Genomic DNA, 13726 nt, shown 5'->3' with positions numbered 1-13726 from the left:
CAAACCGCGTTGTAGCGGCCCAAACACATGTCAATTTCGCTATTTGGCGGGTTCGGCTCGGTGATATGCTTGGAAGATCATCATTGTAACGGCTCACTCCGTTCACAGGCTCACCTGCAACATGTGCCAACTTCTCGGAATGAACTGCGCCGCGCCGACGGACGTCACGTTTTCCTTTACCGGCTTTGCGGCGCGTGGCGGCGTCACCGATCACCACGCCGACGGCTGGGGCATCGCTTTCTTTGAAGACAAGGCGTGCCGCTTGTTCATCGATCATCAATCGTCGGCCACGTCGCCGATCGCCGAGATGGTCAAGCGCTATCCGATCAAATCGAAAAACACGATCGCGCACATCCGCAAGGCGACGCAAGGGCACATCCTGCTCGAAAACTGCCACCCGTTCATGCGCGAACTGTGGGGGCGTCACTGGATCTTCGCGCATAACGGCGACCTGCAGGCTTACGCGCCGGAACTGAACGGCGTGTATCAGCCGGTCGGCACGACCGACAGCGAACTCTCGTTCTGCGCGCTGCTGGAAGGTTTGCGTAAGGCTTTTCCGGGCGCGCAGCAGCCGCCGCTTCACGAGCTGTTCGCCGCGCTCGAGACGCTCACGCGTGAAATCACGCAGTACGGCGTGTTCAATTTCCTGATGTCTAACGGCCAGGCCCTGTTCGCGCATTGCTCGACGCATCTGCATTACGTCGTGCGTCGCTGGCCGTTTTCGACCGCGCATCTGGTCGACGCGGACGTGTCGATCGATTTCGCCAAATACACGACACCCGAAGACCGCGTCGCAGTCATCGCGACCAAGCCGCTGACCGACAACGAAGTGTGGACCGCGTTCAAGCCCGGCGATCTGCTGATGTTCCAGCATGGCGACGTGATCGGCCGCGCCAATATTCCGGTGCCGGAGTCGGTGCTCGAAAAGCTGCGCAATCCGGCGCTCGACGCATCGGCGTCGGCCACGACGATCGCGGCGTCGAACGGCGCGCACGCGGTGGGCACGAGCGCAACCACGCTTTCAGCCGACAGCGAAACCGATCTCGAAGCCGCCGATGACACGGCAGCGTTCGAGTCGTAAGCCGCCGCGTCACCCTACGCGTGCGAAACAAAAAGCCGCTCCACGGAGCGGCTTTTTTTCGTCCCGCGCGAGCCCCGAAACGAGGCCTGCGCGCCAACCCTCAGTGCAGAATCTTCGCGAGAAAATCCTTCGCGCGATCCGACTTCGGATTCGCGAAGAAGTCTTCCTTGCGGTCGTCTTCGACGATCAAACCCTTGTCCATGAAAATCACGCGATGCGCGACCTTCTTCGCGAAGCCCATTTCGTGCGTCACGCACATCATGGTCATGCCTTCCTGCGCGAGTTCGACCATCACGTCGAGCACTTCGTTGATCATCTCCGGATCGAGCGCCGAGGTCGGCTCGTCGAACAGCATCGCGATCGGGTCCATGGAGAGCGCACGCGCAATCGCCACGCGCTGCTGCTGACCACCGGACAGCTGCCCCGGATACTTGTCCGCATGTGCGCGCAGACCGACGCGATCGAGCAGCTTCAGGGCCTTCGCGGTCGCCTCGTCGTTCGAGCGGCCGAGCACCTTGACCTGCGCGAGCGTCAGGTTCTGCACGATCGACAGATGCGGAAACAGTTCGAAGTGCTGGAATACCATGCCGACCTTCGAGCGCAGCTTCGACAGATTGGTTTTCTTGTCGGTCAGCGACTGACCGTTGATGACGATCTCGCCCTTCTGGAACGGCTCGAGTCCGTTGACGGTCTTGATCAGCGTGGACTTGCCCGAACCGGACGGCCCGCACACCACGACCACTTCGCCCTTTTTGACTTCCGTCGTGCAGTCGGTCAGCACCTGGAAATGGCCGTACCACTTCGAAACATTCTTGATAGAGATCATCTTGCGACCTTTTTCTGAAGACCTTTGACGAGGCTCGACGCGATCACGCAGATCACGAAATAACACGCGCCCGCGAACAGTACCATCTCGACGTTCGTGCCGTCACGATCGCCAATATTCGTAGCCGTGCGGAAGAAGTCGGCGAGGCTGATCACGTAGACGAGCGACGTATCCTGAAACAGTACGATACCCTGCGTGAGCAGCAGCGGCACCATCGCGCGGAACGCCTGCGGCAGCACGATCAGGCGCATCGCCTGCCCATAGGTCATGCCGAGCGCGAACGACGCGTTGACCTGACCACGCGGCACCGCCTGAATGCCGGCGCGGATGATCTCCGAATAATACGCGGCCTCGAACAGCGAGAACGCGACCATCGCCGAGGCGAGCCGGATGTCGATGTCGGCCGACAGACCGAGCACGCTTTGCAGCACCTGCGGCACGATCAGGAAGAACCACAGCAGCACCATCACGAGCGGGATCGAACGGAAGAGCGTCACGTAACCCTGCGCGAACCATCCGAGCGGCTTGATCGGCGACAGTCGAAACATCGCGAGAATGGTGCCCCAGATGATGCCGAATACGATCGCGATCAACGTGATCTTGAACGTGATGATCGCGCCGGTCCATAGCGTAGGCAGCGCGCCCGGAATACCGCTCCAGTCGAAATGATGCATCACTTTCCTCCGATATAGCCGGGCAGCCGGGCCTTCACTTCGACCCAGCGCATCAGTTGCATCACGATCAGATTGATCAGCATGTATGCGAGCGTGACCGCGATGAACGACTCGTAAGTTTGCGACGTGTAGTCGACGAGCTGGCGCGCCTGCGCGGACAGATCGAGCAGACCGATCGTCGAGGCAACGGCGGAGTTCTTGAAGATGTTCAGAAACTCGGAGGTGAGCGGCGGCACGATGATGCGGTACGCGACCGGCAGCAGCACGTAGCGATACGTCTGCCACTGCGTGAAGCCTACCGCCAGACCGGCCGCGCGCTGGCCGCGCGGCAACGCGTTGATGCCCGAGCGCACCTGCTCGCACACGCGCGCGGCGGTGAAGAGGCCCAGACACACGATCGACGATGAGAAGAACTGCGCGCCCGGCGGCAATTGCTTGAACCAGTTGCCGATCGACACGGGCAGCAGCTCCGGTATCACCAGATACCAGATGAAGAACTGCACGATCAGCGGAATGTTACGGAAAATCGCGACGTAGACGGTGCCGACGCCCGACGCCCATTTGTTGGGCACCGTGCGCAGCACACCGAAGAGCGAGCCGACGATCAGCGCGATCACCCATGCCGACAGCGACACGGTGACCGTCACCCGCAGCCCCGAGAACAGCCAGCCCAGATAGGTGGTCGGCTCGCCCGTGGAGACGGGACTCAGCAGAATGCCCCAGTTCCAGTGATATGACATGACCAAGACTCCGGCAAAAAGAAACGGAAGAAGCGCGTGGCCCCTTCCGTTCCGTTCAGCGTTTCGAAAGTGTCGAAAAAGCAGCTAGGGTTTAGTCGATTGCCTTGTCGTTCGGGTTCTTGAACAGCGCACGCATATCGTCGCTCATCGGGAAGTTCAGGTTCAGGCCCTTCGGCGGGATCGGCGATTCGAACCAGCGCTTGTAGATCTGTTCGCCTTCGCCCGACGTTTGCACCTTCGCGATGGCGTCGTCGGCGACCTTCTTGAAGTCGGGGTCGTTCTTGCGCAGCATGCAGCCGTACGCCTCCCGCGATTGCGGCGTGCCGACAATCACGAAATCGCCCGGGTTGCTCGACTTCGCGCGCTCGCCGGCGAGCAGCGCGTCGTCCATCATGAACGCGGCGGCACGGCCCGTCGACAGCGTCAGGAACGATTCGCCGTGATCCTTCGCGCTGATGATGTTCATGCCCATGTTCTTCTCCTGGTTCATCTTGCGAAGCAGGCGCTCGGACGTGGTGCCGGCGGTCGTGACGACCGTCTTGCCCTTCAGGTCCGGGAAGTCCTTGATGCCGGAATCTTTCTTGGTCATCAGGCGCGTGCCGATCACGAAGATCGTGTTCGTGAAGGCGGCCTGCTGCTGACGCTCGAGGTTATTCGTGGTGGAGCCGCACTCGATGTCGACCGTGCCGTTCTGCACGAGCGGAATGCGGTTCTGCGACGTGACCGGCACGAGCTTCACCTTCAGGTTCGGCATGTTCAGCTTCTGCTTGACGGCCTCGACGATCTTCATCGCGTAATCCTGCGAGTAGCCGATCACGTTCTGCTTTTCGTCGTAATAGGAGAACGGGATCGACGATTCGCGATGGCCCAGCGAAATGACGCCCGTATCCTTGATCTTTTTCAGCGTGCCCGAGTCTTGCGCATGCGCGCCAACCGTAAACAGTCCGAGAGTCGCGAGCAGCAGCGCAGCTTTTTTAATCTTCATCTTGATCTCCTTGGCAAGAACCGGCGCCAGTGTAACAAAGTAATTTTTCTGAAAGTATCGCTATTAACCATTCTGTTGCGCGCACGCCGCGATGGGCCCGCGGCGCCGTGGCACGGCCGTTTCGCGGATATGAGAAGGCGGGCGGCATCGATAGGATGCCGCCCGCCGGTCAAACACGCCGTCTTGTGGACCGCGTTGATGCACGAAGTTTCGACGGTGTGCGCCTCCCGGCCCGGATACCGCGCCGCGTCACCGCCGTTTCAAACAAGATAGGACACGGTCCATCAGGGATACAAGCCGCGCATCTCGCGCGCCTGCAAAATCCGCTTACACGCGACGATGAACGCAGCCGTGCGCACCGACACGTTCTGCTCGCTCGACACCTGCCACACCGCCGCGAACGCTTCGCGCATCACGCGCTCGAGGCGCTCGTTGATCTCGTCCTCGGTCCAGAAGAAGCTCGAGAAGTCCTGGACCCATTCGAAATATGACACTGTCACACCGCCGGCATTTGCGACCACGTCCGGAATCACGAGGATGCCGCGATCGTGCAGGATGTCGTCCGCCGCCGTAGTGGTCGGGCCGTTCGCGCCCTCGACGATGATCCTGGTCTTGATCTTGCCTGCGTTTTTTTCGGTGATCTGATTTTCCAGCGCCGCCGGAATCAGGATGTCCGACTCGACGGTCCAGAACTCATCACCGGTGATCGCGTCCGCTTCGGGGAAACCGCCGACGCCGCCCGTCTTCGCGACGTAGTCGAGCAGCGCGACCGCGTCGATGCCGGTGGACTTGTACACCGAGCCGGTGTGGTCCTGCACCGCGACGACCTTCGCGCCCGCCTCCTGGAACAGACGCGCGGCGATGCCGCCGACGTTGCCGAAGCCCTGCACCGCGATACGCGCGCCTTCGATGTCGAAGCCGATGCGGCGAGCCGCTTCGCAGCCCACCACGAACACGCCGCGGCCGGTCGCCTCGCGACGGCCGAGCGAGCCGCCGAGCGTGATCGGCTTGCCCGTCACGACGCCGGTGGCCGTCTGGCCCTGATTCATCGAGTACGTGTCCATCATCCACGCCATGATCTGCTCGTTCGTGTTCACGTCCGGCGCGGGGATGTCGGTATTCGGTCCGATGATGATGCCGATCTCGCTCGTGTAGCGGCGCGTCACGCGCTCGAGCTCGCCACGCGACAGCGTGCGCGGATCGACGCGGATGCCGCCCTTCGCGCCGCCGTACGGCACGTTCACCGCCGCATTCTTCACCGACATCCACGCGGACAGCGCCATCACTTCGGATAGCGTAACGTCCTGGTGATAACGCACGCCGCCCTTGCCCGGACCGCGCGACACGTTGTGTTGCACGCGATAACCCTCGAAGTGCGCGACCGTGCCGTTGTCGAGTTCGATGGGCACGTCGACGACGAGAATGCGCTTCGGGCGTTTCAGGGTTTCGAGCCAGCGGGACAGCGAACCGAGATACGGCGCGACGCGGTCGACCTGGCGCAGATAGTTGCCCCAAGGGCCGAGGTCTTCCTTATTGAGGTAGGAGGGAACGGCTTGCAACGTTGAGGCGGCTTGTACCGATTCTGCGGCTTGTTGCTGGGATGACATGAACGCTCCGGCGTTTGATCGAGTACGGGCATTGTGGAAAAACGCCGTATCGAAATCCAATGCCGTTTCCTTATCCCGTTATGTTTTTCTTGCATAACGTTCGCAAAGCCGCAAATTCGCGTCGTCGCGACGCAGTTCGAGTTTGAGTTTTATGCCGCGGCTCAGGCGGCGCTCTGCCGGAGTTCCTCCGACACCACGTCCCACAACTGGCGCACGAGAATCTGGCGCGCGTCGTCGCTTTTCGCGGCGAGCTTGTCGCGATACAGGCGAATCTCCATGCTGAGCGTCAGCTGCCCTTCGGGCGTGCCGCGCGTCGCGCGATCGAGGCGGATCAGCCGGCCTTCGGCCACCGCATCTTCGACCGCGCTATGCGGCAGAAACGCGATGCCGTGACCAGCGAGCGCCATCGCCTTGAGCCCCTCGGCCATGTCGGTTTCGTAGAGCCGGTCGAGGTACAGGCGCTCCGGCGCGTTCGCGAGAATCACCTCGGTCATGCGCCCGAGGTACGCGTTCGGCGTGTACGACAGATACGGCGCGGGCGCCTCGGCCGAGCCTGGCAGCGTGTGACGCGGCCGGCCCGCGCGGGCCGGCGCCGAGAACGGGCTGATCGGCTCGTGGCCGAGCGTCAGCATGTCGTAGCGCGCCGGATCGAGCGCGACCGGATGGCTCGGATGGTGGTAGCCCATCATCAGATCGCAGCCGCCTTCCACCAGCGAGAGCGCCGCGTCGTGCACGTTCAGCGCGCGCAGCCGCGTGTGGATCGGGCCCATCTGCGCCTCGATGCGCTGCAGCCAGCGCGGAAAGTAAGTGAGCGACAGCGTGTGGGGGACCGCGAATTCGATCGTCGCCTGGGGCGTCGCCGTGTGGCCGCGCAGCAGCGCGCGCGCCTCGTGGAATTGCGACAGCATCGCGAGCGCCTGCTCGTTGAACACCTGGCCGGCCGCCGTGAGCCGCGTCGGATAAACAGAACGGTCGATCAGTTCCGTGCCGAGCCACGCCTCGAGCGCCTGGATGCGGCGCGAGAAAGCCGGCTGCGTGACGTGGCGCAACTCGGCCGAGCGGCTGAAGCTACGCGTTTCCGCGAGCGAAATGAAGTCTTCGAGCCATTTCAGTTCCATGCGATTGCGCTTGCCGTCGAGAGGGAAGAAGTCTGCATTCTAGCGGCGCGGATTGCGACCGACGCATCCGGGCGGGCCGATCGCGTCACAGTGGTAAAATCCACGGTTCCCTCCGTTCCCGACCCGCTCGCTGAGCGCTCAACCGCTTCAACCCGGTCCTCATCATGTCCGACACCCGCCCCGACACCCTGTTCGCGCTGAACGCGCTTTCCCCGCTCGACGGCCGCTACGCCGCCAAAACCGAAGCCCTGCGCGACTGGCTCTCGGAAGCCGCCTTCATGCGCAATCGCGTGACGGTCGAAATCCACTGGCTGATCGCGCTGTCGCGCGCCGGCTTCGCCGAAGTGCCGCGCTTCTCCGAGGCGTCCGAGCAATTCCTGCTGCAACTGGCCGAGCGCTTCACCGCGCACGACGCCGCGCGCATCAAGGAAATCGAGCGCGTGACGAACCACGACGTGAAGGCCGTCGAATACTGGTTGAAGGAATCGGTGAAGGGCCATGAAGAACTGGAGCGCGCGAGCGAGTTCATCCACTTCGCGTGCACGTCGGAAGACATCAACAACACGTCGCACGGCCTGATGCTCGCCGGCGCGCGCGAACACGTGATCCTGCCGGCGCTGCGCTCGGTGCATCAACGCCTCGTTGCGCTCGCGCACGCGCACGCCGCCCAGCCGATGCTGTCGCGCACGCACGGCCAGCCGGCCAGCCCGACCACGCTCGGCAAGGAAATCGCCAACGTCGCCGCGCGGCTCGCGCGTGCGATCGAGCGGGTCGCGAAGGTCGAACTGCTCGGCAAGATGAACGGCGCGGTCGGCAACTTCAACGCGCACCTGTCCGCGTATCCGGAGTTCGACTGGGAAGCATTCTCGAAGGACGTCGTCGAGAACCGTCTGAAGCTCGCGTTCAATCCGTACACGATCCAGATCGAGCCGCACGACTACATGGCCGAGCTGTTCGACGCGATCTCGCGCGCGAACACGATCCTGCTGGATCTGGACCGCGACGTGTGGGGCTACATCTCGGTCGGCTACTTCAAGCAGCGCACGAAGGCCGGCGAAATCGGTTCGTCGACGATGCCGCACAAGGTCAACCCAATCGACTTCGAAAACTCCGAAGGCAACCTCGGCCTCGCGAACGCGACGTTGCGTCACCTCGCCGACAAGCTGCCGGTGTCGCGCTGGCAGCGCGACCTGACCGACTCGACGGTGCTGCGCAACATCGGCGTCGCGTTCGGCTACTCGCTGCTCGCGTACGACTCGCTGATCCGCGGCCTCGACAAGCTCGAAGTGAACGCGCAACGTCTGGACGAAGACCTCGACAACTGCTGGGAAGTGCTGGCCGAGCCGGTGCAGACCGTGATGCGCCGTTACGGCATCGAGAATCCGTACGAGCAGCTGAAGGAGCTCACGCGCGGCAAGGGCATCACGCGCGAGGCGCTGCAGAGCTTCATTGGCGGCCTGGCGATTCCGCAGGACGCGAAGGACCGCCTGCTCGCGATGACGCCCGGCTCGTACATCGGCCGGGCCGTCGAACTGGCGAAGCGGATCGGCTGATCTGCTGGCCCAGCTTCTTCAATGCATAAAAAAGCCGCTCCGAGGAGCGGCTTTTTTTCGTCCCGCGTTCGAAGCTGGAACGCGAAGCAATCAACGACTCAGCGCGCTTCGACCTGCCTGAGCACCTCGTCGACGATCTGTTCCGGCGTCAGATCGATGCTGACCGTGATCGCTTCGTCGTCACCGGGCTCCTCGAGCGTATCGAGCTGGCTTTGCAGCAGCGACGGATCGAAGAAATGCCCGGTGCGATCCCCGAGACGCTCCGCGAGCACCTCGCGCGAACCCTTCAGGTAGACGAAGCACACGTCCTTGTCGCCGGCACGCAGAATGTCGCGATATGAGCGCTTCAGCGACGAACACGTGAACACCGCCGTCTCGCCCGCTTTCTGCTTTTCCTCGATCGCCGCGCGGATCGTCTTCAGCCACGGCCAGCGGTCTTCGTCGGTGAGCGGAATGCCGTGGTGCATCTTCTCCTTGTTCGCCGCGCTATGGAACGCGTCGCCGTCGGTGAACGCGCAATGCAGGCGCTCGGCCAGCATTTCGCCAATCCTCGTCTTGCCGGCGCCCGACACGCCCATTGCGATCAGAATCATTTGAAACTCCTTACAGGACCGCCGCGAGTGCGAAGGTCAGGCCCAGCCCCATCACCGAAATGATGGTTTCGAGGAGCGACCACGTCTTGAAGGTCTGCACCACCGTCATGCCGAAATATTCCTTGATCAGCCAGAAGCCGCCGTCGTTCACGTGCGAGAAGATCAGCGAGCCCGAGCCGGTCGCGAGCACCATCAGTTCCGGCTTCACCTGCACCGCGCCCGCCGCCGCGATCGGCGCGACGATGCCGCAGGCGGTCGTCATCGCGACGGTGGCCGAGCCGGTCGCGAGACGCATCATCGCCGCGACGAGCCAGCCGAACAGCAGCGGCGACAGATGCATCGCGGTCGCCACGCTGGTGATTTCCTTCGAAATGCCGCTATCCATCAGTACGCGGCCAAAACCGCCGCCCGCACCGACGATCAGTGTAATACCCGCGATCGGCGCCAGACATTCTCCGCAGAACTTCTGGATCTGCTCGCGGTTAAAGCCGCGGCTCGCGCCGAAGGTCCAGAAGCTGACCAGCACGGCCGTCAGCAGCGCGACGTCGGTGTTGCCGAAAAAGCGCAGCAGATCGTTCGGCAGCGTCTTCGGCTCGAAGACCAGGTCGGCCCAGCTGCCGACCAGCATCAGGACCACCGGCAACAGGATCGTGACCAGCGTGATGCCGAAGCCCGGCAGTTCGCGCTTCGGTGCAGCGGCCTTCGCGGCGTTACCACTTTGCACGCCGTTGGCGTCCTTCACGTCGCTGCCCAGAAATTGCGCGGCAAGCGGATTTTCCTTCGGCAACTGGATATGACGGCTCACCAGCAACGCGAACAGCGGACCGGCGACGATCGCGCACGGCACGCCGACGATCAGACCGTAGGCGATCGTCTTGCCGATGTCCGCGTGATACGCCTGCACGGCGAGCAGTGCGGCCGGGTGCGGCGGAATCAGCCCGTGCACGACGGACAGACCCGCGACCATCGGCAGGCCGACCAGCAGCAGCGATTTGTTGGTGCGCTTGGCGACGTTGAACGCGATCGGAATCAGCAGCACGAAGCCGACTTCGAAGAACACCGGCAAGCCGACGATGATCGCGACCACCATCATCGCCCAGTGAATGTGTTTCTCACCGAACCAGTTGATCAGCGTGGTCGCGACGCGCTCGGCGCCGCCCGATTCGGCCATCATCTTGCCGAGCATCGTACCGAGACCGACGACGATGGCAATGTGCCCGAGCGTGTTGCCGTTCCCCGTTTCGAACGATTTGACGATGGTCTGCATCGGCATGCCGGCCACGAGGCCCAGCAGCAACGACACGATGATCAGAACGAGAAACGGATAGACCTTGAAGCGCGTGATCATCAAGATCAGCAGCGCGATCGCGATCAATGCGTAGACCAGCAGCAAGCTGCCGTGGGCAGATTCCATGAAGCCCCTCCTTTGGTTTATTGATTTCAGAGTGCGGATGCGGCCGGCACTACGTCTCACGGCAACCTGCGCGATGCCTGAAAACCCGGCTAGCCGCGCGGACGCTGAATTCTACTGTTTGTTTCCAGAAAGCGCGCGCAAATCCAGCACGCATATCAAGCAAAAAAAGAGTCTCGGCGCGACAGCCTGATGCGGCTGTATCGACGAGACTCCTGGGCCCGGTTCAGTCGACCGATGCGCTATTGGGTTGTGGGGCTTAGTGCGCGGGTGCCGCCAGCTGGCTCGCGGCGCGCGCGAGGCGCGTGACCTCGTCCCAGTTCTGCGCGGCAAGCGCGGCCTTCGGCGTGAGCCACGAACCGCCGACACAGACCACGTTCGGCAGCGACAGGAAGTGCGGCGCGCTTTCCGGCGTGATGCCGCCGGTCGGGCAGAACTTCAGCGCCGGGAACGGGCCGTGGAACGCCTGCAGCATCGGCACGCCGCCCGCCTGCTGTGCGGGGAAGAACTTGACGATCTCGTAGCCGAGCTCGAGCGCGAGGATGATGTCCGACGGCGTCATCACGCCGGGCAACAGCGGCAGACCCACATCCTGCGCGGCCTTGTGCATGTCCTTGGTCAGACCCGGCGACACGCCGAACTGCGCGCCCGCCTTCTTCGCCTGGGCGCAATGCTCGGGCTTCGTGATCGTGCCGACACCGACCACGATGTCGTCCGCGAGTTCGCACGCACGCTCGATCGCGCCGAGGCCCGCCGGCGTGCGCAGCGTGATTTCGAGCACCTTCACGCCGCCCGCGTGCAACGCGCGCGACACGTGTTCGCCCTGTTCGACCGTGTCGAACGCGAGCACCGGAATCACCGGGCCGAGGCGCACGATATCGCTTACTGTTTTCGACGTCATAGTCAGACTCCTTGTTTCTGCGGCGCCGCGCCGGCTTGCGCGGTGCTCGTGTGATGGTCGCTGGGTTGATGGCCGTGCTGATGGTCACCGTCGTGGCCGTGCTTGTGATGGCTGCCGTGGCCGTGCTGGCCGTCGACCGTGCCACCCTCGCCGACCAGCTTGCCGAACACCGACGCGCCCTGCTCCGCCGGCGCCGCCGCCGCACGGAACACGCCGAACAGCTCGCGGCCGAAGCCGACTTCGTTGTCCGCCTGATGCAGCGGCTCGGCGTTCGGACGCGCGGCCCACTCGGCTGCGTCGATTTCGATGTCGAGCACGCCCGCTTCGGCGTCGATCACCAGCATGTCGCCCGTGCGCACTTTGCCGATCGGGCCTTGCAGCAACGCTTCCGGCGACAGATGGATGACCGCCGGCACCTTGCCCGACGCACCCGACATACGGCCATCGGTCACCAGCGCGACATGGAAACCCTGATCCTGCAGCACACCGAGCAGCGGCGTCAAACGATGCAACTCGGGCATGCCGTTTGCGCGTGCGCCCTGGAAGCGCACCACCGCGATGAAGTCGCGCTTGAGCTCGCCCTTGTCGAACGCTTCCTGCACCGCCTCCTGCGAATCGAACACGATTGCCGGCGCCTTCACCTTGCGATGCTGCGCCGCGACCGCCGAAATCTTGATTACGCCGCGGCCGAGCTTGCCCTGCATCAGACGCAGGCCGCCGTCCGGCTGGAACGGCTCCTTGATGTCGCGCAGCACCGCTGTGTCCGCGCTCGCCTCGACACCTGCCACCCATTGCAGCTTGCCGTCGAGCAGCTTCGGCTCCTCGGTGTAGCGCTTCAGGCCCTTGCCCGCGACCGTGTTCACGTCTTCATGCAGCAGACCGCCTTCGAGCAGATTGCGCACGAGGAACGCGACGCCGCCCGCCGCGTGGAAGTGGTTCACGTCGGCCTTGCCGTTCGGATAGATCTTCGCAAGCAGCGGTACCGCCTGCGACAGCGTGTCGAAGTCGTCCCAGTCGATCACGATGCCGGCCGCGCGCGCGATTGCGACGAGGTGCAGCGTGTGATTGGTCGAGCCGCCGGTCGCCAGCAGCGCGACGATGCCGTTGACGATCGCCTTCTCGTCGACCACATGGCCGATCGGCATGTAGTGGCCGCGCTCGACCGTCAGATCGAGCACGCGGCGCGCGGCCTGCGCGGTCAGCGCGTCGCGCAGCGGCGTGTGCGGATGCACGAAGGCCGAGCCCGGCAGATGCAGGCCCATCACTTCCATCAGCATCTGGTTGCTGTTCGCGGTGCCGTAGAACGTGCAGGTGCCGTGGCTGTGATAGGCGGCCGCCTCCGCTTCGAGCAGCGCGTCGCGGCCGCACTGGCCGGTCGCGAACTGCTGACGCGTCCTGGCTTTGTCGTCGTTCGACAAGCCGCTTGCCATCGGGCCGGCCGGCACGAAGATGGTCGGCAAATGGCCGAACTGCAGCGCGCCGATCAGCAGGCCCGGCACGATCTTGTCGCAGATGCCGAGGCACAGCGCCGCGTCGAACATGTTGTGGGTAAGCGCGACGGCCGTGCTCATCGCGATCACTTCGCGCGAGAACAGCGACAGCTCCATGCCCGCGTTGCCCTGCGTGACGCCGTCGCACATCGCCGGCACGCCGCCCGCGAATTGCGCGACGCCGCCGTTTTCGCGCGCGGCCTGCTTGATGATGTCCGGGTAGTTTTTGTACGGCGCGTGCGCCGACAGCATCTCGTTGTACGACGACACGATGCCGATATTCGGCTCGCGAATCTGCTTGATCACGAGCTTGTCGTTGCCCTCGAGGCCGGCGAAACCGTGAGCGAGGTTCGCGCACGACAACGCGCCGCGCGCCGGAAAGCGCCCCTGCGCATGTTCGATGCGGGCCAGATACGCTTCGCGCGTGGGCTTGCTGCGCTCGATCACGCGTTGCGTGACCTTCAACAATTGCGAATGCGGGGAAACCATCGGAGCTCCTTCGTCGCTGGCGGCAGGCGCACGCATGACACCAGGCGGTATCGCGGGGTTGTGATATTGAACGACGTCATCTTAGTAGAAAAACTACATGATCGCAATGACGAACTCTGTTGCGGCGCCGCATGGCGCGGATCGCCAAGTCGCCCTACTGGCGCGCCTCAGCGCTTTACAGCAGAAACCCAGGGAATACACTTACTCGCCGATATGTAGTTTTTGTACCTATCTTTTGTGCGCCAACGACCAATCGGA

General features: G+C 63.4%; 12 protein-coding genes. 2 read left to right on the top strand and 10 right to left on the bottom strand.

Annotation, left to right across the window (positions count from 1 at the left end; translation table 11 throughout):
* Positions 1–121: 121 nt before the first annotated feature.
* Positions 122–1081: a class II glutamine amidotransferase gene (locus HDG33_RS05345; protein ID WP_184022937.1), complete on the top strand. Its 960-nt coding sequence runs from the start codon at positions 122–124 to the stop codon at positions 1079–1081.
* 100 nt (positions 1082–1181) lie between these two features.
* On the opposite strand, the gene HDG33_RS05340 is transcribed toward HDG33_RS05345, so the two are convergent.
* The 6 genes from HDG33_RS05340 to HDG33_RS05315 form a co-directional block, all read right to left on the bottom strand.
* Complete coding sequence (locus HDG33_RS05340) at positions 1182–1907, bottom strand: amino acid ABC transporter ATP-binding protein (protein WP_090801826.1); 726 nt, start codon at positions 1905–1907, stop codon at positions 1182–1184.
* On the bottom strand, positions 1904–2581 hold the full coding sequence (gene gltK, locus HDG33_RS05335) for a glutamate/aspartate ABC transporter permease GltK (protein ID WP_184022936.1): 678 nt from the start codon (positions 2579–2581) through the stop codon (positions 1904–1906). Before gltK ends, HDG33_RS05340 begins: the two co-directional genes overlap by 4 nt.
* Positions 2581–3321: an amino acid ABC transporter permease gene (locus HDG33_RS05330; protein ID WP_184022935.1), complete on the bottom strand. Its 741-nt coding sequence runs from the start codon at positions 3319–3321 to the stop codon at positions 2581–2583. The genes gltK and HDG33_RS05330 overlap by 1 nt, the downstream gene beginning before the upstream one ends.
* A 91-nt stretch (positions 3322–3412) precedes the next feature.
* Entirely contained in the window at positions 3413–4306 is an 894-nt protein-coding gene (locus HDG33_RS05325; RefSeq protein ID WP_184022934.1) for a glutamate/aspartate ABC transporter substrate-binding protein, read from the bottom strand.
* A 284-nt stretch (positions 4307–4590) separates the two neighbouring features.
* Positions 4591–5913, bottom strand: a complete 1323-nt coding sequence (locus tag HDG33_RS05320) for a Glu/Leu/Phe/Val dehydrogenase (RefSeq protein WP_184022933.1) — start codon at positions 5911–5913, stop codon at positions 4591–4593.
* Positions 5914–6074: 161 nt separating this feature from the next.
* Complete coding sequence (locus HDG33_RS05315; protein WP_184022932.1) at positions 6075–7031, bottom strand: LysR family transcriptional regulator; 957 nt, start codon at positions 7029–7031, stop codon at positions 6075–6077.
* Between the two features lie 164 nt (positions 7032–7195).
* Here HDG33_RS05315 and purB point away from each other — a divergent pair, with 164 nt between their 5' ends.
* Entirely contained in the window at positions 7196–8584 is a 1389-nt protein-coding gene (gene purB, locus HDG33_RS05310; RefSeq protein ID WP_184022931.1) for an adenylosuccinate lyase, read from the top strand.
* A gap of 98 nt (positions 8585–8682) precedes the next feature.
* On the opposite strand, the gene HDG33_RS05305 is transcribed toward purB, so the two are convergent.
* The 4 genes from HDG33_RS05305 to edd all read right to left on the bottom strand — a co-directional run bounded on the left by HDG33_RS05305 (position 8683) and on the right by edd (position 13468).
* Positions 8683–9177 carry a gluconokinase gene (locus tag HDG33_RS05305; RefSeq protein ID WP_090801834.1) on the bottom strand — a complete coding sequence of 165 codons (495 nt, stop codon included), beginning with the start codon at positions 9175–9177 and terminating at the stop codon, positions 8683–8685.
* Positions 9178–9187: 10 nt separating this feature from the next.
* Positions 9188–10591 carry a gluconate:H+ symporter gene (locus tag HDG33_RS05300; RefSeq protein ID WP_184022930.1) on the bottom strand — a complete coding sequence of 468 codons (1404 nt, stop codon included), beginning with the start codon at positions 10589–10591 and terminating at the stop codon, positions 9188–9190.
* Between the two features lie 256 nt (positions 10592–10847).
* Complete coding sequence (gene eda, locus HDG33_RS05295) at positions 10848–11489, bottom strand: bifunctional 4-hydroxy-2-oxoglutarate aldolase/2-dehydro-3-deoxy-phosphogluconate aldolase (RefSeq protein WP_184022929.1); 642 nt, start codon at positions 11487–11489, stop codon at positions 10848–10850.
* A gap of 2 nt (positions 11490–11491) precedes the next feature.
* Complete coding sequence (edd, locus tag HDG33_RS05290; protein ID WP_184022928.1) at positions 11492–13468, bottom strand: phosphogluconate dehydratase; 1977 nt, start codon at positions 13466–13468, stop codon at positions 11492–11494.
* Between the last annotated feature and the right edge of the window lie 258 nt (positions 13469–13726).

This window comes from Paraburkholderia sp. Cpub6, from assembly GCF_014201065.1.
In the GTDB taxonomy this organism is placed as follows: domain Bacteria; phylum Pseudomonadota; class Gammaproteobacteria; order Burkholderiales; family Burkholderiaceae; genus Paraburkholderia; species Paraburkholderia tuberum.
The sequence above is the reverse complement of the archived record's forward strand: the minus strand, read 5'-3'. Positions and strand labels throughout refer to the sequence as shown.